Source organism: Variovorax sp. RO1 (genome assembly GCF_002849325.1).
In the GTDB taxonomy this organism is placed as follows: domain Bacteria; phylum Pseudomonadota; class Gammaproteobacteria; order Burkholderiales; family Burkholderiaceae_C; genus Variovorax.
This window is the reverse complement of record NZ_PKMT01000008.1, coordinates 66,811-88,778: the sequence shown is the minus strand read 5'-3', so window position 1 is coordinate 88,778 and position 21,968 is coordinate 66,811. Positions and strand designations below refer to the sequence as shown.

Here is a 21,968-nt window from a genome sequence, read left to right as displayed (position 1 = left end):
AGCCAGACCTTAAGTCCGCACCCGCCCATCCGCCGTCAGCATTGACAGCTCGACGAACCGCGACGCCACATGGCTCTTCGGCGAGAACGACACCTCGAAGCCGCCGAACTGCTGCCGCTCGATGCTTTCCAGCCCCGCGATCAGCCCGTCGCGCGTGCCCTTGCCGCCCGGTGCGCGGCGCAAGCCTTCAGTCAGCACCTTGGCGGCCAGATAGCCTTCCATGCTCGAGAAATTGGCGCTCGCACCGCCGCCCGCCTTGCGCACCGCCTCGGTGAACTCGCGGGCCAGCGCATTGGCCTGGTTGTAGGGCGAGGGCACCACCTGCGTGACCATCACGCCCGCGGCCTCCTTGCCCAGCTCGTCCGCCAGCGCCTGCGTGCCCACGAACGAAAGGTTGAAGAACACACCGCCGTAACCCGCCTTGCGCGCCTCGCGGATGAACGCCGCGCAGGCCTTGTAGGCGCCGACCTGGACCACCGCCGCCGGCTGGCTTGCCACGATCGTCTTCACGGCCGCGGCCACGTCGGCCGAGTTGCGCTCCACCGTGGCCAGCGCCACGGGCTTGAGTTCCTGCTGGGCCAGCGCCAGCGTCACGCCGTCGAGCCCGGCCTTGCCGTAGGCGTCGTTCTGGTAGAAGACCGCGATCTTCTTCATGCCCAGGTGGGTGAGCTGTTTCACCATCAATGCCGTCTCGTCGTTGTACGAAGCGCGCAGATGGAACACGTTGCGGTGAAACGGCTCGCGCAGCGACATCGCGCCCGTGAACGGCGCGATGAACGGCACCTTGTCCTTCACCGCCAGCGGCAGCGCGGCCAGGCTGGTCGGCGTGCCGATGTAGCCGAACAGCGCGAACACGTCTTCCTCGATCAGCTTCTGTGTGTTGGCCGCGCAGCGATCGGGCTCATAGCCGTCGTCGAGGTTCTTGATCACCACGTTGCGGCGGCCCGGCTGCACGTTGTACTGCTCCAGGAACAACTTGGCGCCCTGGTGGAACTGGATGCCCAGCTGCGCGGCCGGCCCCGTGAACGGCGCCGACTGGCCCAGCACCAGCGGCGTCTCGCTCTGCGCCCGGGCGATGCCGAAGCCGCCCAGCGTGGCGGCGGCCGCCGTGGCGATCGAAAAATGCCTGCGATTCAGATGCATCGTCATGGTGAAATCTTCCCTCTGCCCTGTGTGTTGATACTCAAATTAGACTTGTTCGATGGCCCACGCAACGGATTCCCTCCTCGACACGCCCGACGCCTCCGTACCCTCGACGGTGCTCGGCGCCTGCCCGCACGATTGCCCCGACACCTGCGCGCTCGTCACCACCGTCAAGGACGGCGTGGCGGTCAAGCTGCAGGGCAACCCCGCCCACCCGCACACCGGCGGCGTGCTGTGCACCAAGGTGTCCCGCTACATCGAACGCAATGACCATGCCGAGCGGCTGGTGCAGCCTCTGAAACGCGTCGGACCCAAGGGCAGCGGCCACTTCGAGCCGGTCTCGTGGGAGGCTGCATTGGACGACATCGCCGCGCATCTTCGGGGGTTGCAAGCCGAACCGGAAGCAATTCTCCCCTACAGCTATGCGGGCACCATGGGCCTCGTGCAGGGCGAATCGATGGACCGGCGCTTCTTCCACAAGCTCGGCGCCTCGCTGCTGGACCGCACCATCTGCTCGATGGCCGGCGGCGAAGCGATGGTCTACACGCTGGGCGCCAAGGTCGGCATGCGCATCGAGTTCTTTGCCGAGGCCAAGCTCATCCTCATCTGGGGCAGCAACTCCATCGCCAGCAACCTGCACTTCTGGCGCCACGCCCAGGCCGCCAAGCGCGCCGGCGCGCGGCTGGTGTGCATCGACCCGCGCAAGACCGAAACCGCCGACAAGTGCGACGAGCACATCGCGCTGCTGCCCGGCACCGACGCCGCGCTGGCACTGGCGCTCATGCACGAACTCATCGTGCACGACTGGCTCGACCACGACTACATCGCGAACCACACGCTGGGCTGGGAGCAGCTGCGCGAGCGCGCGCTGCAGTGGCCGCCGTCGCGCGCGGCCGAGGTCTGCGGCATTCCCGAAGCGCAGATCGTGGCGCTGGCCCAGGCCTACGGCACGACGAAGCCGGCCGCGATCCGCCTGAACTACGGCATGCAGCGCGTGCGCGGCGGCGGCAACGCGGCGCGCGCCATCGCCTGCCTGCCGTCGCTGGTTGGCGCCTGGCGCGATCGCGCGGGCGGCCTGCTGCTCAGCAGCTCGGGCCACTACCCGGTCGACCGCGCCGCGCTGCAGCGCCCCGACCTGCTGGCCGGGCGCAAGCCGCGCACCATCAACATGAGCACCATCGGCGATGCGCTGCTCGACACCACCAAGCCCGTGAAGGCCCTCGTGGTCTACAACAGCAACCCGGTCGCGGTCGCGCCCGAGTCGGCCAAGGTGGTGGCGGGCTTCGCGCGTGAAGACCTGTTCACCGTGGTGCTCGAGCAGTTCCGCACCGACACCGCCGACTACGCCGACTACCTGCTGCCCGCCACCACGCAGCTCGAGCACTGGGACATTCACTGCAGCTACGGCCACACCGACGTGCTGCTGAACCAGCCGGCCGTTGCGCCGCGCGGCGAGGCCCGCAGCAACGCCTGGGTGTTCCGCGAGCTGGCGCGCCGGCTGGGCTTCGAGGAGCCCTGCTTTGCCGAGAGCGACGAGTCGCTGTGCCGCACCGCCTTCGCCGAGAACACGATCGATTTCGACCAGCTGCGCGCACAGGGCTTCACCAGCCTGAAGCTGGCCGAGGCGCCGTTCGCCGAAGGCAAGTTCCCCACGCCTTCGGGCCGCTGCGAGTTCTTCAGCGAGCGCCTGCAGGCCATGGGCATGGACGGCCTGCCCGACCATGTGCCCAACTGGGAACCGGCCGGCAGCTCGACCGAATTCCCGCTGGCGATGATCTCGCCGCCGGCGCGCAATTTCCTCAACTCGACCTTCGTCAACGTGATCAGCCTGCGCGCCATCGAGGTCGAGCCGCTGCTCGAGATCCATGCCGACGACGCCGCCGCGCGCGGCATCGAGGACGGCGCCACGGTGCGCGTGTTCAACCAGCGCGGTGAGCATCGCTGTCGCGCCGAGGTGTCGCGCCGCGCGCGCCGCGGCGTGGTGCACGGCATGGGCATCTGGTGGCGCAAGCTCGGCATGGATGGCACCAACGTCAACGAGCTGACCAGCCAGCGCCTGACCGACATCGGCCGCGGCCCGACCTTCTACGACTGCCTGGTGCAGGTCGAAAAGGCGTGATGCGGCGGTTGCGCGCACCTGCGCTGGCGCTGGCCGGCGCGATGTTCTTGAGCGGCTGCGCCGACCTCGGCTACTACTGGCAGTCGGCCAACGGCCACCTCGACATCCTGCGCGCCGCCAAGCCCGTGCCCGAGTGGCTGGCCGACCCGGCCGTGGGGGCGCCGCTCAAGGCCAAACTCGAACTCGCGCAGCGCATCCGCCGTTTCGCCTCGAGCGAACTCGGCCTGCCCGACAACGCGAGCTACACCTCGTATGCCGACCTGCACCGCCCCGCTGCCGTGTGGAACGTGGTGGCCGCACCGCCGTACTCGCTCACGCTCAAGAGCTGGTGCTTCCCGGTCGCGGGCTGCGTGGGCTATCGCGGCTACTACGACGAGGCCGCCGCCAAGACCGAGGCCGAGGCGCAGAAAACCAACGGCCTCGAAGTGGCCGTGTACCCCGTGCCTGCCTACTCCACGCTGGGTTGGATGAACTGGGCCGGCGGCGATCCGCTGCTGTCCACCTTCATCGGCTACCCCGAAGGCGAACTGGCGCGCCTCGTGTTCCATGAGCTGGCGCACCAGGTGCTTTATGTGTCGGGCGACACGGTGTTCAACGAGTCGTACGCCACGGCCGTCGAGCGCATCGGCGGCGCGATGTGGCTGCAGCGCGAAGCCGGCGAGGCGGCGCGCGCCGAATACGCGCAGTTCAATGCGCAGCGGCAGGACTTTCGCGCGCTCGCGCTCAACACGCGCCGCGCGCTCACGCAGGTGTACGAATCGCCCGAAGCCAAGGCCAAAGACTGGACGAAGGTCGAGGCGCAGAAGCAGGCCGCCATGGCCGACTTCCGCGAGCGCTATGCCGTGCTGAAGACGGCATGGACCGGCCCGCGCCAGAACGCCTACGACGGCTGGGTGGCGCGCGCCAACAACGCGGCCTTCGGTGCGCAGGGCGCGTACGACGACCTGGTGCCGAGCTTCGAGGCGCTGTTCGAACGCGAGGGCCGCGACTGGCCGCGCTTTTACACTGCGGTGCGGCGCATTGCCGCGCTGCCCACCACGGAAGAGCGCCGCAATGCGTTGCAGGCCGCCACGGGTATCCTGCACACCCACGCGCGCCAAGGCCGCACACACGACGACAACGGAGACCACGGTGCCTGACATCCAAATCGAACGCAACCACACGCTGGGCATTGCCGGCGCCCGCGAAGTCGCGCGCCAATGGGTGCATCAGGTCGAGCAGGACTACGGTCTCGAATGCACCTACACCGAAGGCACCGACTGCGACGTGGCCCAGTTCAGCCGCGCGGGCATCGACGGCACGGTGGAGGTCACGGCCGACACCTTCCGGCTCGAGGCGACGCTGGGGTTCCTGTTCAGCAGCTTCAGCGACCAGATCGAGCAGAAGATCGCGCGCAACCTCGACGCGCTGCTCGAAGCGCCGCAGGGCGGCAGCCGCTTTGCCTGAGACACGGCGCTTCTTCCGGGCGGCACGGCACACTCGGAAGCCATGACGCAAAGCTCTCTTTCCCCTCCGGCCGCGGGTCCGCTGGCCGGCCTCAAGGTCGTCGAACTCGGGCAACTGATCGCCGGCCCGTTCGCAGCGCGCACGCTGGCCGACTTCGGTGCCGACGTGGTCAAGATCGAACCGCCCGGCGCAGGCGACCCGCTGCGCACCTGGCGGCTGCTGAAGGACGGTACTTCCGTGTGGTGGCAGGTGCAGTCGCGCAACAAGCGCTCGCTGGCGCTGGACCTGCGCGAGCCCGAGGCGCAGGCCATCGTGCGGCAGCTCGCGGCCGAGGCCGACGTGCTGGTCGAGAACTTCCGCCCCGGCGCGATGGAAGGCTGGGGCCTGGGGCCCGACGAACTGCTGGACGCCAACCCCGCGCTCGTGATGCTGCGCATCAGCGGCTACGGCCAGACCGGCCCCTACCGCGATCGCCCGGGCTTCGGCGTGGTGGCCGAGGCCATGGGCGGGCTGCGCCACCTCACGGGCGAGCCGGGCCGCGTGCCGGTGCGCGTGGGCGTGTCGATCGGCGACACGCTGGCCTCGTTGCATGGCGTGATCGGCGTGCTGATGGCCATGCAGCACCGCCACGCCACCGTGAGCGCCGAATTCCCGAAGGGCCGCGGCCAGGTGGTCGACGTGGCGCTGTACGAGGCGGTTTTCAACTGCATGGAAAGCCTGCTGCCCGAGTACGGCGCCTTCGGTGCGGTGCGCGAGGCGGCCGGCAGCGCGCTGCCGGGCATTGCGCCCACCAACGCCTACCGCTGCGCGGACGGCGGCTACGCCATCGTCGCGGGCAACGGCGACAGCATCTTCAAGCGGCTCATGGCCTGCATCGGCCGGCCCGACCTCGCGGCCGACCCGGCGCTGGCCGGCAACACGGGCCGCGTCGCGCAGGTCGACCTGCTCGACGCCGCCATCGGCGACTGGGCCGCGCAGCGCACGGTGGCGGAGGTGCTGGCAGCACTCGATGCGGCGCACGTGCCGGCCGGGCGCATCTACACCATCGCCGACATCGCGGCCGACCCGCACTACGCCGCGCGCGGCATGCTGCAGGAGGTGAAGATGCCCGACGGCAGCGCGCTCGCGGTGCCCGGCTTCGTGCCCAAGCTGTCGCTCACGCCGGCCGGCCACCGGCGCAACGCGCCGGCGCTGGGGGCGGACACGGAGGCGGTGCTGAAAGAGATCGGCCTGAGCGCCGAGCAGATCGCCGCGCTGCAGGAACGCGGGATCGTCGGCTAGCCGGTGCGGCCGGTCAGGCGCGCAAGGATTCGATCAGGTCGATGTACTTCTGCTTCGCCTCGTCGGCGGTGGCGCCCTTCTGGGCGGTCCACGCGTCCCACTTGGCGCGCGCGACGATGTCGCTGAAGCTGGGCTTCTTGGCGGTGTTGTCGCCTTCGGTCGCCTGTTTGAACAGGCCGTAGATCTTCAGCAGCGTCGGGTTGTCGGGGCGCTCGGCCAGCAGCTTGGAGTTGGCCTGGGCGGCTTCGAATAGGGCGTTGAGGTCGGACATGGCGGTCGGGAAGAAGGTCAGAAAGCGGGCATCATAAATGGATTGGTACCAACTGGTACCAATCGCAAGCGTTCCGGCCTTTCAGTCCGTCAGGCCTGCGCGTGCCAGTTCCACATCCAGCCGCTCCCGCGCATCCGCCGGCGTCAGCGCCGCCGCCTTTTCATACAGCCCGTTCGCCTCGCCCGTGCGCGACTCGCCGTGCAGCATCAGCAGCGCACGCGCGTACTCCATCATCCCGGCCGCCGACTGCGGGTGCAGCGCCAGCCCGCGCTCGAACAGCTCGATCGAGGTCTCGGCGCGCACGCCGTAGGTCATGCGCCCGACCAGCGCGCCGACCTTGTCGATCACCTCGGCGTGGAAGGCTGCCAGCGCGAGGTGCGCGTCGCCGTGCTCGGGCTGCAGTTCGATCACATGCTCCAGCGCGCCTTTGAGCTTGGTGCCCAGGCCCTGCGCCAATGCGCGCGCCACGCTGATGCCCTGGCTGTAGCGGCCCAGCGCGTAGGCCTGCCAGTAAAGCGCCTGGCAGTTGTCGGGCTCGGCCGCGACCTGCGCGCCGGCGCGTTCGATCACCTGACGGAACAGCACGAGCCGCACTGCTTCGCGGGGCTCCAGGTAGTTGGCGTAGATCGCGGTCGCCTGGTTGGCGAGCGCCAGGCCGTCGGGGCCGTGCCGCAGGCCGAGGGCGGCGGCGCGTTCGAACTCGCCGCTGTGGTACAGCGCCCATCCCTCGGCCAGTGGCGCGTCGGCCGCGGGCGGCGGCAGCGCGTGGCCGGCGTGCAGGCGCGGCCAGTGCGCGAGCAGGCTGCGCGCGTCGTAGCGCGGCACATCGGGGTAGGGAAGGGGCGTCCAGGGTTCGGTGCCGGCGGCGGCCGTGGCCGCGGCGGGGCCGGCGGACAGCAGCGAGAGCGGTTTGAAATCGGAGTGGGGCATGGATGTTCTAGGCCGCCATATCGACCGTCGGTGGCACGGGGCTGGGGTTGCTGCTTGCTGCGGCGTTTTCGCCGTTGTAGGCATTGCTCAGCGCCAGCAGGTGGCGGCGCTGGTCGCGTGCGAGGTAGGGCGCGAGCAGGTGCAGCGTGTGATGGCCGCCGCGCATCAGCGCGCCCTGCGCGTGCGCAGGCTCCAGCGCCTGGCGCGGGTTGCGCACGTACTCGTAGCTCAGCCAGTAGGTGAGCACCACGACCATGCTCTGCGCGAGCGTGTCGACCTCGTGCGCGTCGATGTCCAGGTGGCCGGCGCGGCTCAGGCCGGCGATCAGCTGGCGGATGGCGCGCGCCTTGTTCTTGAGCACGAGCTGGAACTGGGTCTCCAGGCGCCGGTTCTTGCTCAGCAGGTCGTTGAGGTCGCGGTACAGAAAACGGTAACGCCAGATCAGCTCGAACAGGCTGTGCATGAAGAACCAGGCGTCCTCCACGTCGTGCACGCCTTCGCTGGCGTGCAGCAGCTCGTTGAGCTCGGCTTCGTAGCCTTCGTAGAGCTTGTTGATCAGCTCTTCCTTGGCGGGGTAGTGGTAGTAGAGATTGCCGGGGCTGATGTTCAGCTCGCCGGCCACCAGCGTGGTCGACACGTTCGGCTCCCCGAAGCGGTTGAACAAATCCAATGCAGCTTCGAGGATGCGTTGCGCAGTGCGGCGTGGCGCCTTCTTTGCCATGTCGGTGCCCCCGTGGTTTCTCTTGGTCTTGGGGGCACTCTAGCGCATGTGCGCTGCACCATGAACGGTGCGGGACATGTTTTGCGGCGCTGAATTTTTGTGCAGTGCCGCAATTACAGAACGATGTCAGCCGGCCTTGGTGCGGCGCAGGGTCTTCTTGGCGGCGGGGGCTGGCGCGGCCTTGCGCGCGGTGGACTTGCGAGGCGCCGTTGCGGCGGCCTTGGCATCGCGCTGCTTCAACTGGGCTTCGAGCGCCTCGATGCGGGCCTGCAGTGCAGCCACGTCGGCGGCCGAGGGCACGCCGAGTTTTTCGAGCGCGCGCGCCACGCGTTCTTCGAAGATGTTTTCGAGCTTGCCCCACTGGCCGGCGGCCTTGGTGCCGAACTCGCTGGCGAAGCCGGCCATGCGCTGCTGGGCCTGGGCCAGCGTTTCTTCAGCGGCCTGCTGGGTTTTCTTCTGCATGCCGGCGCCGTCCTTGACCAGCGCCTCGAAGGCCTTGCTGCCCTCTTGCTGCATCTTGGCGAAGGCGCCGAGGCCGGCCAGCCAGATCTGCTGGGCCGAGTCCTTGATGCGGTCGGTCTTGTCGTCGCTGCTGCTGCTGTCGTCTTTGGAGGTGGCCATGCAATGTGTTCCTTGGTATGCAATCGCATGACTCTAGCCGCCCGCGCGCCCCGTGGTTAGGGCGCGCCGCCTATCCCCGCGCTCAGGATCAGGGCGTGCCGCCGGCGGCGCGGCTGGCATCGAGGTGCGACTTGGCGCGCTCGGCCAGCGCCATTTCGCCGGGCGTGCCGGGCACGAAGGGCTGCACCGGCAGCGGCCGGCCGTGCGAGTCGACCGAGACAAAGACGATCAGGCATTCGGTGGTCTTTTCCATCGTGCCGCCCTTCATGTCGCCGCTGCGCACCTCGACCGAGATGTTCATGCTGGTGGTGCCGGTGTAGGCCAGGCGGGCTTCGACCTCGACCAGGTCGCCGATCATGATCGGCCGGTGGAAGCGGATGCTGCCGATGAAGGCGGTGACGCAGTAGCGTTTGGCCCAGCTGGTGGCGCAGGCGTAGCCGGCCTCGTCGATCCACTTCATGACCGTGCCGCCGTGGACCTTGCCGCCGAAGTTGACGGTGCTGGGTTCGGCCAGAAACCGGAGGGTGATGGAAGACATGGGGCGCGCCTTTTCTCTGTGGGCAGTGGGTGGGGAGCCGCGATTATGCGAGCGCCCGGACTCGCTTTGGCACCCGCCCGTCGCCTTGCCGCCGGCGCTCAGCTGCCGCTGAACAGCTGGGCCAGCGTGCGGCGCAGCCAGGCGTTGCCCGGGTCGGCATGAAAGCGCTCGTGCCAGTGCTGCTTGACCGCGTAGGCCGGCAGCGTGAACGGCGGCGCAAGCACCTTCACCGGCTCCTGCGTGGCCAGCACGTTGCCCAGGATGCGCGGCACCACCACGATCAGCTCGGTGTGGGCCACGATGCGCGCCACGCTCAAAAAGCTCGACAGCCGCACCACCACGTTGCGCTTCAGGCCCAGGCGCGCGATGGTGGTGTCGACGATGGCGTGCCCCGTGCCCGAGCTGGACACCACCGCGTGCGCCTCTTCCTCGAAGCGCTTGCGCGTGAGCTTGGCGCCGATGCGCGGATGGTTCTGCGCCGCCAGGCAGACGAAGTTCTGCATGAACAGCACCTGCTGGTAGAAGCCCGCGTCCAGCTGCGGCATGAAGCCCACGGCCAGGTCGACGTCGCCGTCCTGCAGCCGACGGCCGCTGTGGGTGGAGATGATCTCGGTCTCGATATGCACGCCCGGTGCCGCTTGCCGCAGGTGGTCGAGCAGGCCGGGCAGCAGCACCACCTCGCTGATGTCGGTCATGCAGATGCGAAAGCGCCGCTGCGCATGCGCCGGCTCGAAGCTGCTGCGGTTGCCCTGGGCCTGCGCGAGCTGCGCCAGCGCCTCGCGCAGGTTCGGGTAGATGCGCTCGGCGTGCGGCGTGGGCTGCATGCCCTGCGCGGTGCGGGTGAACAGGCGGTCGTCGAAGTGCGCGCGCAGCTTGTTCAGCGCCGTGCTGGCCGCCGCCTGCGCCATGCCCAGCCGCTCGGCGGCCTTGGTGACGTTGCCGGTCTTGTAGACCTCGTCGAACACGGCGAGCCATTCGAGATCGAGCTTGGACATGGGGTGAGGCGGGGTGGAGCCCTGAAGGCGAAAGACACCATTATCGAAATTTCGAATTCCGTGTATTGGCACGCGGTCTTGAGCAAATAGTGGGGCGGGACAACAATGCCGCCAACGGAGACCCCGACCCATGAACCCCGCTTCTTCCAGTGCCCCTTCCAGTGCCGCTGGTGCACCGGCCAACCTGGCCGAACGCCGCGACTACTACGCCCGCATCCGCCCGCTGAATCTCTCGCCGCTGTGGGAGTCGCTGCACGTGCTCGTGCCGCGCGAGCCCAAGAGCCCGTGCGTGCCCGCGCTGTGGCGCTACGACGAGATCCGTCCGCTGCTCATGGAGTCGGCCGGCCTCATCACCGCCGAAGAGGCCGTGCGCCGCGTGCTGGTGCTCGAGAACCCGGCGCTGCCCGGCAACGCGTCGATCACGCAGTCGATCTACGCGGGCCTGCAGCTCATCATGCCGGGCGAGGTGGCGCCTTCGCACCGCCATGTGCAGTCGGCGCTGCGCTTCATCGTGGACGGCAAGGGCGCCTACACCACCGTGGGCGGCGAGCGCACGACGATGCACCCGGGCGACTTCATCATCACGCCCTCGTGGGCCTGGCACGACCATGGCAACGAAGGCATCGAAGGCGTGACCGAGCCGGTGGTGTGGCTCGACGGCCTCGATATTCCGATGCTGCGCTTCTTCGACGCCGGCTTCGCCGAGAACGACGACGCCAAGGTGCAGCACGTGGCGCGGCCCGAAGGCCACAGCCTGGCGCGCTTCGGCCACAACATGGTGCCGGTGCGGCACGACCACACTTCGGCCACCTCGCCGATCTTCAACTACCCCTACCTGCGTAGCCGCGAGGCGTTGGCGCAGTTGCAGAAGCAGGAAGCGCCCGATGCCTGGCTCGGTCACAAGCTGCGCTACATCAACCCGCTGACGGGCGGTTCGCCGATGCCGACCATCTCGACCCAGCTGCAGCTGCTGCCCCAGGGCTTCGCGGGCCGGACGCACCGTGCCACCGACGGCACCGTCTACAGCGTGGTCGAAGGCCACGGCACGGCCGAGATTGCAGGCCAGCGCTTCGACTTCGGCCCGCGCGACACCTTCGTCGTGCCGTCGTGGGCGCCGTTGCGCCTGTCGTCGCCGAACGAAGACACGGTGCTCTTCAGCTTCTCCGACCGTCCCGTGCAGCAGGCCATGGGCATCCTGCGCGAAGCCTTCCTCGAAGACGCCTGAAAGCGCGGCGACCTTCCTTCCTTCCTTCTTTTCTTGTTTGTCTGATGTGCCGTCCCACGCGGCAGGAGCCTTCATGTCTTTCGTCTTCACGCCCCCTTCCATCGTCGGCCTGCCCATCGTGGGCTCCGACAAGCAGTTCCCCGTGCGCCGCGTCTACTGCGTCGGCCGCAACTACGCGGCGCATGCGCGCGAGATGGGTTTCGACCCCGACCGCGAACCGCCGTTCTTCTTCTGCAAGCCCAACGACGACGCTTCGGTCGTGCCCGTGGCCGAAGGCGCCACCGGCACCGTGCCGTACCCCTCGCTCACGAGCAACTACCACTACGAAGCCGAGCTGGTGGTGGCCATCGGCAAGGGCGGCAAGGGCATTCCGGTCGACCAGGCCGCCAGCCACATCCACAGCTATGCCGTGGGCCTGGACATGACGCGCCGCGACCTGCAGATGAAGATGCGCGAAGCCGGCCGCCCGTGGGAGATCGGCAAGGCCTTCGACTTCTCGGCCCCCATTGCGCCGCTGCGCACGCTGGCCGACGTGGGCGAGATCAACGCCGGCGCCATCACGCTCGAGGTCGACGGCCAGGTGCGCCAGAACAGCGACATCGCGCACCTGATCTGGTCGGTGAACGAAGTCATCGCCAACCTCTCGACGCTGTTCGCGCTGCAGCCCGGCGACCTGATCTTCACGGGCACGCCCGAAGGCGTGGGCGCGGTGAAGCCGGGCCAGACGATCAAGGTCAGCATCGAGCGCCTGCCGTCGCTCACGGTCCGCATCGACTGAGCGCCCCGGCCCGCGCATGACCCTCTCGAAGCAACCTCCCTCCGTGCTGCTCGTCGGCGGCGGCATCGGCGGCATGGCCGCCGCGCTCGCGCTCGCACGCCTGGGCGTGGCCATCGACCTGCTCGAACAGAGCGCCGTCATCGGCGAGATCGGCGCCGGCCTGCAGCTCGGCCCCAACGCCTTCGCGGCACTCGACGCGCTCGGCGTGGGCGAGGCCGTGCGCCGCAGCTCGGTCTTCACCGACCGGCTCGTGATGATGGACGCCGTCGACTGCACCGAGGTGGCCTCGGTGCCCGTCGGCGAGGCCTTCCGTGCGCGCTTCGGCAATCCGTATGCCGTGAGCCACCGCGCCGACCTGCACGGCGCGATCCACGAGGCCGTGAAGCAGCATCCGCTGATCCGCTTCCACACCTCGGCGCAGGTCGAGACGATCGACATCGGCGCGCACGGCGTCACGGCCGTCACGCGCGACGGCCGCCGCTTCCAGGCCGATGCCATCGTCGGCTGCGACGGCGTGAAGTCGGTGGTGCGCGCGAAGTTGATCGGCGACGCGCCGCGCGTCTCGGGCCACGTGGTCTACCGCGCCGTCGTGCCTGCGGCCGACATGCCCGCCGACCTGCAATGGAACGCGCCCGTGGTCTGGGCCGGCCCCAACTGCCACCTCGTGCACTACCCGCTGCGCCATGGCGAGCAGTACAACCTGGTCGTCACCTTCCACAGCCGTGAAGAAGAAGAGTGGGGCGTCACCGATGGCAGCAAGGACGAAGTGCTGTCGTACTTCGAAGGCGTGCACGCGCGCCCGCGCCAGCTGCTCGATCGCCCGACCTCGTGGCGCCGCTGGAGCACCGCCGACCGCGACCCCGTCGAACGCTGGAGCGACGGCCCGGCCACGCTGCTGGGCGATGCGGCGCATCCCATGATGCAGTACCTCGCGCAGGGCGCGTGCATGGCGCTCGAAGACGCCGTGACGCTCGGCGAGGCCGTGAAGGCCTGCGACTTCGACATGACCGCCGCCTTCCAGCGCTACGAGCAGGCCCGCATCGCACGCTGCGCGCGCGTCGTGCTGTCGGTGCGCGAGATGGGGCGCCTGTACCACGCCCAAGGCGTCGAGCGCCTGGTGCGCAACAGCCTGTGGACCGGGCGCACGCCCGAACGCTTCTACGATGCGGTCGAATGGCTCTATGCCTGGCGACCCGAGCACTGCCTGGGCGACGCGCCCATGCCGCGCTGACACGGTTTTTCTGCGATATCCCACCCACGAGGCCGAAGGCCCAGGAGACAACCCATGAACTTTCCGCGCGCATTGCTGACGACCGCCGTCCTCGCCCTGACCGCCGCCTCCGGCGCATGGGCGCAGGGCAGCGACTACCCGAGCAAGCCGGTGACGCTGATCACCCCGTTCGCGGCCGGTAGCGGCCCCGACGCGGTGCTGCGGCTGGTGTCCGACAAGCTCTCGCGCCTGTGGAGCCAGCGCGTGGTGGTCGACAACCGGCCCGGCGGCGGCGGCTTCATCGCCATCGACCAGGCGCGCCGCGCCGCGCCCGACGGCTACACGCTGCTGCAGCTGGACAGCGAGCACATCGCCGCGCTGCCGCACCTGTACAAGTCGCGCAACTTCGTGACCTTGCAGCACTTCGACCCGGTCGCCTCGCTGTTCCGCACGCCCTTCTTCGTGGCCGTGGGCAGCGAGTCGAAGTGGAAGACCATGGGCGACCTGATCGCCGCCGCCAAGGCCAACCCCGAAGGCATCGTCTACGGCTCGTGGGGCGTCGGCAGCCCGGGCCACCTGGGCGCGCAGCAGCTCGAGGCGCTCACGGGCATCCGCATGCGGCATGCGCCGTACCGCGAGGTGTCGCAGCTGTATTCCAACGTGGGCACCGGCGAGGTGCCGTGGGCCTTCGCGAGCATCCCATCGAGCCAGGGCATCTACAAGGCCGGCAAGCTGCGCTACATCGCCGTGGCCGCGCCCAAGCGCATCCCGCAGATGCCCGACGTGCCGACCATGGCCGAGGCCGGCGGCCCGGCCTCGCTGGAGGTCAATTCCTTCGTGTCGCTGCTGGCGCCCAAGGGCGTGTCGGCGGCCGTGAAGGCCAAGATCAACGCCGACGTGGCCAAGGTCATCGCCGACCCCGACATCCGCGCCCGCTTCGACACCTTCGCCTTCGAGCCGCTGGCCTGGTCGCCCGAGGAGATCGAGCGCAACGCCGAGGCGAAGTCGAAGGTGTACGGCGAGCTGGTGCGCCGGGGCAACATCAGCCTCGACTGACGAGAGTGCGCCTTGCCCTGGGCTCGGCGCCGCAGTTAAGCTGCCTCCCTTTGCATTTTTGTTCACCTTTTTGACTGTCTTTTTCCCATGCACGCCACCAAGAGAGCCCTCCTGATCGCCTGCGGCCTGGCCGCCACCGCGGCGTTGCCGCTGTCCGCCAGCGCCGACACCCCCGCGTGGCCGACCAAGCCGATCCGCCTGCTGGTGGGTTTCCCGGGCGGATCGACGCCCGACATCGCGGCGCGCACCATCGCCGAGCCGCTGTCCCGCGCGCTGGGCCAGCCAGTCGTGGTGGACAACAAGGCCGGTGCCTCGGGCAACATCGCGGCCGATCAGGTGGCCAAGGCCACCGACGACCACACGCTGGGCATCGTCATCAACGGCAACCTCACGTCGTCGAAGATGCTGTACCCCAAGCTGCCGTACGACCCGGCGAAAGACTTCACCTACCTGTCGCTGATCGCCACCGCGCCGCTGGTGCTCGTGGCACAGAACAGCCTGCCCTCGGGCACCGCCTTCTTCGACGCCGCGCGCCAGGCCGGCGACAAGTGGAACTACGGCTCGGTGGGCGTGGGCTCGGTCGGCCACCTGGGCATGGAACTGCTCAAGAGCCGCGTGAACGGTTTCAAGCCCGAGCACGTGCCCTACCAGGGCAACCCGCAGGTCGTCACCGGCATGCTGGGCGACCAGGTGCAGATGGGCCTGATCCCGCCGGGCGTGGCCATGCCGCAGATCCGCGCGGGCAAGCTCAAGGCCGTGGGCCTCACGGGCGGACGCAGTGCGCTGGTGCCCGAGATCGCCCCGCTGGCCGAAGCCGGCGTGAAAGACTTCAGCCTCGAGGTGTGGGTGGCGCTGCTCGGCCCGGCCAACCTGTCGAAGACCGCACAGGCCCGCATCAGCCGCGAGATCGAGATCGTCATGAAAGACCCCGACGTGCGCCGCAAGCTCTTCGAGCAAGGCTGGCAGGCCGTGGGCACCTCGCCGGACGGCATGCGCACGCGCGTGAAGGAAGAGGCGGCGATCATGAGCAAGATCATCGCCACGCGCGGCATCAAGATCCAGTGATGACGACAACGCAGCAACCACCCACCCTGAACGAACCGGCGCGCGCGCTGCCGGTGTTCGGCGACTTCGACGTGGTCGTGGTCGGCGGCGGCCCCGCCGGCATTGCCGCCGCCGTGAGCGCCGCGCGCCACGGTGCGCGCACGCTGCTGGTGGAGCGCTACGGCTTTCTCGGCGGCATGGGCACCGCGGGCGGCGTGACCAACTTCGCGGGCCTGTACGGCAAGCGCCGCGGCGAAATGACGCAGCTGGTGCGCGGCGTGGTCGACGACCTCATCGACCGCATCGCCGGCTTCAACGGCATGAACGCGCCGCAGAACGGCATGGGCGGGCGCATCTGCGTGCGCTCGTACGACACCTCGGCCTACAAGCTGGCTGCCGACCAGCTGCTCGAAGCGGCCGGTGTGCAGATGCTGTTCCACGCGTACGCCGCGGCGGTGCTGCACGACGGCGCGCGCATTGCCGCGCTGGTGGTCGAGACCAAGTCGGGCCGCCAGGCGATCCGCGCCAACGCCTTCATCGACGCCAGCGGCGACGCCGACGTGGCGGCCTTCGCGGGCGTGCCTTTCGAGGTGGGCGACGGCCACGGCAGCGGGCTGTTCCCGACCACCATGTTCCGCATCGGCCAGGTCGACGCACCGGCCGCGCTGGCCGCGGTGGGCGAGTTCTCGGCCATCAACGGCTTCATGGCGCGCGCCGAGCAGCAGCACCCGGGCAAGTACAGCTTTCCGCGCGAAGGCGCGATCCTGCGGCCCAACAAGGACCCGCGCGAATGGCGCGCCAACGTCACGCAGATCCGCAACGCCGCCGGCGGCGCGATGAACGGCGTCGATGCGCGCGAACTCAGCGACGGCGAACTCGAAGGCCGGCGCCAGATCGCCGCGTACTTCAAGTTCCTGCAGGCCGAGGTGCCGGGCTTTGCGCCGTCGGCCATCGTGGAGATCGCGCCGCAGGTCGGCATCCGCGAGACGCGGCGCATCCAGGGCCTGTATGCGCTGGACCGCGAAGACATCCTCGGTTCGGCCACCTTCGACGACACCATCGGCCTGAACGCCTGGCCGATGGAAATGCACGCCGACGGCCGCATCGAATGGGCCTTCCCGCGCGACGAAGCCAACGCCTACAACCACCTGCCGTGGCGCATGCTGGTGCCACAGACGGTCGACAACCTGCTCGTGGCCGGACGCTGCGCCTCGATGACGCACGAGGGCCAGTCGGCCGCGCGCGCCAGCGGCGGCTGCTTCGTGATGGGGCAGGCGGCGGGCACGGCGGCGGCCTCGCTGGGCAGCGGGCGCTTTGCGGCGATCGACGTGGCGGCGCTGCAGAAAAAGCTGGCGGCCGACGGCGTCGACCTGGACCGTTGAGCGCGGCGCGGCGCTAGAGTCCGGGGCTGGATGAACTCGAACCCCGGACACACCGTGCCTCTCTCTTCTTCGCTGTCGACCCCCGCGCGTCGCCTCTTCCTGGCGCTGGCCTGCGCCGCCTTCGGCCTGCTGCAGGTGGGCTGCGCCAGCACCCCCGAGGGCGACCCTGTCCACGGCAAGGACCGCGTGCTGAGCTTCGTCGCGGCCAAGGACGGCCGCAAGGTCGCCATTGCCGGCGACAAGTACCACTACGTGTTCGACGGCGACCCCTCCGTGGCCGCGCTGCTGCGCTGGGACGGCCGCACGAAGGTCACGCCCGCGCTCATCGGCGAACTGAAGGTGGCGCGCAACCAGAGCTTCGAAGGCCAGTACGTGCTGATGGCCTTCGACGCCGATCTGACGCCCGAAGACCGCAACTTCCTCGTGCAGACCGGCTTCGCCAAGGCCGAGGTGAAGTACGGCGACCGCACCGGCCCGGTGCTGCGCTACTTCGGCACCGTCTACGGCAAGCGCTACGCGGCGGTCGCGCTGAAGTCGGCCGACACGGTCGATTTCTCGCGCCGCCAGTACCTGAAGTACGTCGAGCAGGAAACGCTCAGCGGCGCGTTCAGCCAGGCCGAGCGCTCGCCGCTGGTGTACGGCGCCGACGGCGCGATGCTGCTGGGCGGCGTGCCGGTGCGCATGATCGATGGTGGCACCGACCACGGCTGCAGCCTGCGCCTGATGCTGGACATCTGCTTCTTCAAGTAGGCCGGCCGGGCGCTGCTGACCGGGCCGCGACAGCGCGCGGGCCCGGCCTTTGCTATCGTCGAGGGCTGCTTTTTTCGCCCAGAAATCTCCCTCCGATGACCCCCGAACCCGTCCTTGCCGCCCGCCTCGTTGCCGACCTCGTCGCCCTCATGCAGCTCGAACCGCTGGGCGGCGACCGCTTCCTGGCCCAGAGCGAGGACATCGGCACGCCCGCCGTCTTCGGCGGCCAGGTGCTCGGCCAGTCGCTCATGGCCGCCAGCCTCACGGTGGGCGCTGAGCGCCCCGTGCATTCGATGCACGCCTACTTCCTGCTGCCCGGCGAGCACGCGCCCATCGAGTACAGCGTTGATCGCGTGCGCGACGGCCGCAGCTTCACCACGCGTCACGTGGTGGCGCGCCAGCAGGAGCGCATCATTTTTGAAATGTCGGCGTCGTTCCAGACGGTGGACGAGGGTGTCGAGCACCAGTTCCCCATGCCCGCGGTCGAAGGCCCCGACGGCCTGACCAGCGAGCTCGACCAGCGCATCGCGCTCGGCGATCGCCTGCCCGAACCCTGGCGCTCCAAGGCCATCCAGCCGCACGGCATCGAGTACCGCCGCGTCGACCCCGAAGACCTGCTGCGGCCCGAGGTGCGCCCCACCGAGAACCAGAGCGCCATCTGGATGCGCGCCATCGCGCCGCTGCCCGACGACCTGACCGTGCACCGTGCGTTGCTGGCCTATGCCTCCGACCACGGCCTGCTGCGCGCCGCGATGCTGCCGCACGGCCTGAGCTTCATGAGCGGCCAGGTGCGCCCCGCCAGCCTGGACCACGCGATGTGGTTCCACCGCGATTTCCGCCTGGACGACTGGCTGCTCTACGTGGTCGACTCGCCCAGCGCGGGCGGTGCGCGCGGCCTGTGCCGCGGCAGCATCTACACGCGCGACGGCCGCCTCGTGGCTTCGGCGGCGCAAGAGGGCATGCTGCGCATCCGCAAGCCCGGTACGGCGCGCACGCCGATCACGGGCTGAACGTCCTCCGCTTTCCTTCACTCACTCGCTCGATCGCTCCGACCATGAAGATCTTCTTCTCTCCCGCGTCTCCTTTCGTGCGCAAGTGCATGATCGTTGCCCACGAGCTGGGCGTGGCCGATCGCATCGAGAAGCTGCCCAGCGCCGCCGGCCCGGTGAAGCGCGACGCCAGCATCCTCCCCAACAACCCGCTGGGCCAGGTGCCGACCTTCCTCACCGATGACGGCCAGGTGCTGTTCGACAGCCGCGTGATCTGCGAGTACCTCGACACGACACACGCTGGCGGCCTGTTCCCGGCCACCGGACCCGCGCGCTGGGAGCGCCTGACCGAGCTGTCGCTGGCCGACGGCATGACCGGCGCCGCGCTGCTCGCGCGCTACGAGACCATGCTGCGCCCCGAGGCGCTGCGCTGGACCGACTGGACCGACGGCCAGCTTGACAAGGTGCGCACCGGCCTCGAATGGCTCGAAGCGGCGGCGCCGTCGTTTGGCGAGCGCGTCGACATCGGCACCATCGCCTTCGGCTGCGCCCTGGGCTACATGGACTTCCGCTTTCCCTCGGTGGACTGGCGCGCCCAGGCGCCGAACAGCGCGAAGTGGTTTGCGGCGTTCAACCAGCGGCCGTCGATGCAGGCCACGTTGCCGACGGTCTGATCTGCTGCTGCTGCTGCAGTTCAGGGCGACGCTCCCGCCGACGCGGTACCTTGCTCCGCGAATGTCCCCCGCCCTTCGGGCTCCTCCTTGATTTCGCTGCGCAAGGCACCCCATCGACGTGAGCGTTGGGCAGTGCGGTCGTTGATCGACCCGCACAACGACAGCGCTCAGCGGGCGCAGGACACTGGGTGCTTCCCGCAGCGAAATCAAGGAGGAGGGCGAAGCCCGGGGGACATTCGCGGAGGGAAGTACCCGGTGGCCTGTGCACGCGCCCCGAAAGCAACCCCCACTAAGCATTCCCCCCGAGAGCCCTCAGCCCACAGCGCCCTCGCCACAATGCGTGTTTCGAATGAACGAACCCAAGGAGCCCGCATGCCTTCAGACACCCCCCAAAAAGTAGCCATCGTCACCGCCGGCGGCAGCGGCATGGGCGCCGCCGCGGCGCGCAAGCTCGCAGACGACGGCTTTCGCGTGGCCGTCCTGTCCTCGTCGGGCAAGGGCGAGGCGCTGGCGCAGGAACTCGGCGGTATCGGCGTGACCGGCTCCAACCAGTCGAACGACGACATCCAGCGCCTCGTGGACAAGGTCATCGCCGAATGGGGCCGCATCGACGTGCTCGTGAACAGCGCCGGCCACGGCCCGCGCGCGCCGATCCTGGAGATCAGCGACGACGACTGGCACCGCGGCATGGACGTCTACTTTTTGAGCGCCGTGCGACCCGCGCGCCTCGTGGTGCCGCACATGGTGAAGCAGGGCGGCGGCGCGATCATCAACATCTCGACCTTCGCGGCCTTCGAGCCCGACCCCGTGTTCCCGACTTCGGGCGTGTTCCGCGCCGGCCTTGCGGCCTTCACCAAGCTCTTCGCCGACCAGTATGCGAAGCACAACGTGCGCATGAACAACGTGCTGCCCGGCTTCATCGACAGCCTGCCCGAGAAGGACGTGTTCCGCGAGCGCATCCCCATGGGCCGCTATGGCCGCAGCGCCGAGATCGCCGCCACCATCGGCTTCCTGGCCTCCGAAGGCGCGGGCTACATCACGGGACAGAACCTGCGCGTGGACGGCGGCATCACGCGTTCGGTCTGAGCTGAGTCTCTTGCAACGGCGCTCCCTACAATCGGCGCCCATGTGTTCCCGGATTCCCCGCTTCCCCATCCGCCGCCGGCAGTCGGGCTGCTCGCGGCCGACGCCTCCCTGACACGGGCGGCGTGAAGCGCGGCGGCTCACGGCCGTCGCCATCCGCACGGAGGCCGCACGCCGGCCTCCTTCTCTTTTCTGTTCCGCATCGCGGCGCTCTTGCGGCGCCTGCGGACTGTTGCCGTTCCCCATGTCTTCTACCCACAGTCGCCTGCGCACCGAGTGGTGCCCGAGCATTCCCCGCGAGCTGATGGCGGGCGCCGTCGCCACCTTCGCGCTCATCCCTGAGGTCATCGCCTTTTCCTTCGTCGCCGGCGTGGACCCGGCGGTCGGCCTTTTTGCCTCGTTCGTCATCGGCCTCGTGATCGCCTTCACCGGCGGCCGCCCGGCCATGGTGTCGGCCGCGGCCGGTTCGGTGGCGCTGGTGGCCGCGCCGCTGGTGCATGCGCACGGCCTGCCGTACCTGCTGGCCGCGGGCGTGCTCGCGGGCGCGATGCAGATCGTGTTCGGCCTGCTGCGGCTCGGCGTGCTGATGCGCTTCGTGTCGTCGTCGGTGCGCACCGGCTTCGTCAATGCGCTGGCCATCCTGATCTTCGCGGCGCAGATGCCGCACTTCATCGGCGCGAACACGGCGACCTGGGCCATGGTCGGGCTCGGGCTGGCCATCATCTACCTGCTGCCGCGCCTGACGACCGCGGTGCCGTCGCCGCTGGTGTGCATCGTGGTCGTGACGCTGGTGGGCCAGTGGCTGGGCCTGCCGCTGAAGACCGTGGCCGACCTCGGCCACCTGCCCGATGCACTGCCCACGTTCGCGTTCCCTTCAGTGCCGCTCACGCTGGAGACGCTGCGCATCATCGCGCTGCCGGCCTTCGCGATCGCCATGGTCGGCCTGCTCGAATCGATGATGACCGCGAGCGTGGTCGACGAACTCACCGACACGCCGAGCTCGAAGAACCGCGAGTGCAGCGGCCTGGGCATCGCCAACGTCGCGGCCAGCTGCTTCGGCGGCATCGCGGGCTGCGGAATGATCGGCCAGACCGTGAGCAACGTGCGCTACGGCGGGCGCGGGCGGCTGTCGACGCTGTTCGCCGGTGTCTTCCTGCTGATCCTCATGGTGCTGCTCAAGCCCTGGGTGTCGCAGGTGCCGGTGGCGGCGCTGGTCGCAATCATGGTGATGGTGTCGGCCTCGACCTTCGACTGGGGCTCGCTGCGCACGCTGGTGCGGCATCCGCGCATGTCGAGCGCCGTGATGCTCGCGACGGTGGCCGTCACCGTCGCCACCGACAACCTCGCCGCGGGCGTGGCGGTCGGCGTGATGCTCAGCGGCGTGTTCTTCACCTTCAAGGTCGCGCGGCTGCTGCAGGTGCAGGCCGAAGTGGAAGAGGGCGACACGCGCGTCTACCGTGTGACGGGCCAGGTGTTCTTCGCCTCGGCCGACATGCTGGTCGATGCCTTCGACGTGCGCGAGATCGACGGCGCACCGGTGCGCATCGACGTGACGCAGGCGCATTTCTGGGATGTCACCGCCGTCACCGCGCTGACCAAGGGGGTCGAGCGGCTGCGCAAGCATGGCAGCGTGGTGGAGGTGACGGGGCTCAACCAAGCGAGCCGCGACCTCCTCCTGAAGCTCGACGCCGCGCCCGAATAACGAGCCCGGC

The 21,968-nt window shown here is 69.2% G+C and carries 22 protein-coding genes; 15 read left to right on the top strand and 7 right to left on the bottom strand.

What is annotated here, in order from left to right:
• Window positions 1-9 precede the first annotated feature (9 nt).
• Window positions 10-1,143: an ABC transporter substrate-binding protein gene (locus CY658_RS28690; protein WP_101493567.1), complete on the bottom strand. Its 1,134-nt coding sequence runs from the start codon at window positions 1,141-1,143 to the stop codon at window positions 10-12.
• 58 nt (window positions 1,144-1,201) lie between these two features.
• Here CY658_RS28690 and CY658_RS28685 point away from each other — a divergent pair, with 58 nt between their 5' ends.
• Genes CY658_RS28685 through CY658_RS28670 form a run of 4 tightly spaced genes read left to right on the top strand, consistent with a single transcriptional unit; the run spans window position 1,202 to window position 5,989 of the window.
• Entirely contained in the window at window positions 1,202-3,262 is a 2,061-nt protein-coding gene (locus CY658_RS28685) for a molybdopterin-containing oxidoreductase family protein (RefSeq protein ID WP_101493407.1), read from the top strand.
• A complete protein-coding gene (locus tag CY658_RS28680) occupies window positions 3,262-4,401 on the top strand; it encodes an aminopeptidase (protein ID WP_101493406.1) in 1,140 nt (379 codons plus the stop codon). Before CY658_RS28685 ends, CY658_RS28680 begins: the two co-directional genes overlap by 1 nt.
• Window positions 4,394-4,708, top strand: coding sequence for a polyhydroxyalkanoic acid system family protein (locus tag CY658_RS28675; protein WP_101493405.1), 315 nt, complete (start codon window positions 4,394-4,396; stop codon window positions 4,706-4,708). Before CY658_RS28680 ends, CY658_RS28675 begins: the two co-directional genes overlap by 8 nt.
• Window positions 4,709-4,750: 42 nt before the next feature.
• The gene (locus CY658_RS28670; protein ID WP_101493404.1) at window positions 4,751-5,989 is read left to right on the top strand and encodes a CaiB/BaiF CoA transferase family protein; all 1,239 of its coding nucleotides are present in this window, start codon (window positions 4,751-4,753) and stop codon (window positions 5,987-5,989) included.
• 13 nt (window positions 5,990-6,002) lie between these two features.
• Here CY658_RS28670 and CY658_RS28665 read toward each other — a convergent pair whose 3' ends face one another.
• The 6 genes from CY658_RS28665 to CY658_RS28640 all read right to left on the bottom strand — a co-directional run bounded on the left by CY658_RS28665 (window position 6,003) and on the right by CY658_RS28640 (window position 10,065).
• Window positions 6,003-6,260, bottom strand: coding sequence for an acyl-CoA-binding protein (locus tag CY658_RS28665; RefSeq protein WP_101493403.1), 258 nt, complete (start codon window positions 6,258-6,260; stop codon window positions 6,003-6,005).
• Window positions 6,261-6,341: 81 nt separating this feature from the next.
• The gene (locus tag CY658_RS28660; protein ID WP_180839069.1) at window positions 6,342-7,190 is read right to left on the bottom strand and encodes a hypothetical protein; all 849 of its coding nucleotides are present in this window, start codon (window positions 7,188-7,190) and stop codon (window positions 6,342-6,344) included.
• 7 nt (window positions 7,191-7,197) lie between these two features.
• Window positions 7,198-7,911, bottom strand: coding sequence for a TetR/AcrR family transcriptional regulator (locus tag CY658_RS28655; RefSeq protein WP_101493402.1), 714 nt, complete (start codon window positions 7,909-7,911; stop codon window positions 7,198-7,200).
• A gap of 126 nt (window positions 7,912-8,037) precedes the next feature.
• Window positions 8,038-8,532 (bottom strand): phasin family protein, encoded by a 495-nt coding sequence (locus CY658_RS28650; protein WP_101493401.1) that lies wholly within the window; start codon window positions 8,530-8,532, stop codon window positions 8,038-8,040.
• Between the two features lie 88 nt (window positions 8,533-8,620).
• On the bottom strand, window positions 8,621-9,070 hold the full coding sequence (locus CY658_RS28645) for an acyl-CoA thioesterase (protein ID WP_101493400.1): 450 nt from the start codon (window positions 9,068-9,070) through the stop codon (window positions 8,621-8,623).
• A gap of 98 nt (window positions 9,071-9,168) precedes the next feature.
• Window positions 9,169-10,065 carry a LysR family transcriptional regulator gene (locus CY658_RS28640; RefSeq protein ID WP_101493399.1) on the bottom strand — a complete coding sequence of 299 codons (897 nt, stop codon included), beginning with the start codon at window positions 10,063-10,065 and terminating at the stop codon, window positions 9,169-9,171.
• Window positions 10,066-10,195: 130 nt separating this feature from the next.
• Here CY658_RS28640 and gtdA point away from each other — a divergent pair, with 130 nt between their 5' ends.
• The 11 genes from gtdA to CY658_RS28580 all read left to right on the top strand — a co-directional run bounded on the left by gtdA (window position 10,196) and on the right by CY658_RS28580 (window position 21,958).
• The gene (gtdA, locus tag CY658_RS28635) at window positions 10,196-11,290 is read left to right on the top strand and encodes a gentisate 1,2-dioxygenase (protein WP_101493398.1); all 1,095 of its coding nucleotides are present in this window, start codon (window positions 10,196-10,198) and stop codon (window positions 11,288-11,290) included.
• A gap of 73 nt (window positions 11,291-11,363) precedes the next feature.
• The gene (locus CY658_RS28630; protein WP_101493397.1) at window positions 11,364-12,068 is read left to right on the top strand and encodes a fumarylacetoacetate hydrolase family protein; all 705 of its coding nucleotides are present in this window, start codon (window positions 11,364-11,366) and stop codon (window positions 12,066-12,068) included.
• 16 nt (window positions 12,069-12,084) lie between these two features.
• Window positions 12,085-13,299 (top strand): 3-hydroxybenzoate 6-monooxygenase, encoded by a 1,215-nt coding sequence (locus CY658_RS28625; protein WP_101493396.1) that lies wholly within the window; start codon window positions 12,085-12,087, stop codon window positions 13,297-13,299.
• A gap of 54 nt (window positions 13,300-13,353) precedes the next feature.
• Entirely contained in the window at window positions 13,354-14,334 is a 981-nt protein-coding gene (locus CY658_RS28620; RefSeq protein ID WP_101493395.1) for a Bug family tripartite tricarboxylate transporter substrate binding protein, read from the top strand.
• An 87-nt stretch (window positions 14,335-14,421) separates the two neighbouring features.
• Entirely contained in the window at window positions 14,422-15,399 is a 978-nt protein-coding gene (locus CY658_RS28615; protein WP_101493394.1) for a Bug family tripartite tricarboxylate transporter substrate binding protein, read from the top strand.
• Window positions 15,399-16,760: an FAD-dependent oxidoreductase gene (locus tag CY658_RS28610; RefSeq protein WP_101493393.1), complete on the top strand. Its 1,362-nt coding sequence runs from the start codon at window positions 15,399-15,401 to the stop codon at window positions 16,758-16,760. The genes CY658_RS28615 and CY658_RS28610 overlap by 1 nt, the downstream gene beginning before the upstream one ends.
• 54 nt (window positions 16,761-16,814) lie before the next feature.
• Window positions 16,815-17,510 carry a hypothetical protein gene (locus CY658_RS28605; protein WP_257885011.1) on the top strand — a complete coding sequence of 232 codons (696 nt, stop codon included), beginning with the start codon at window positions 16,815-16,817 and terminating at the stop codon, window positions 17,508-17,510.
• A 95-nt stretch (window positions 17,511-17,605) separates the two neighbouring features.
• Entirely contained in the window at window positions 17,606-18,520 is a 915-nt protein-coding gene (locus CY658_RS28600) for an acyl-CoA thioesterase (RefSeq protein ID WP_101493391.1), read from the top strand.
• Window positions 18,521-18,564: 44 nt separating this feature from the next.
• Window positions 18,565-19,173, top strand: a complete 609-nt coding sequence (locus tag CY658_RS28595) for a glutathione S-transferase (protein ID WP_101493390.1) — start codon at window positions 18,565-18,567, stop codon at window positions 19,171-19,173.
• A gap of 372 nt (window positions 19,174-19,545) precedes the next feature.
• Complete coding sequence (locus CY658_RS28590; RefSeq protein ID WP_101493389.1) at window positions 19,546-20,259, top strand: SDR family oxidoreductase; 714 nt, start codon at window positions 19,546-19,548, stop codon at window positions 20,257-20,259.
• A gap of 241 nt (window positions 20,260-20,500) precedes the next feature.
• A complete protein-coding gene (locus tag CY658_RS28580; protein WP_101493388.1) occupies window positions 20,501-21,958 on the top strand; it encodes a SulP family inorganic anion transporter in 1,458 nt (485 codons plus the stop codon).
• The last annotated feature ends 10 nt before the right edge of the window (window positions 21,959-21,968 follow it).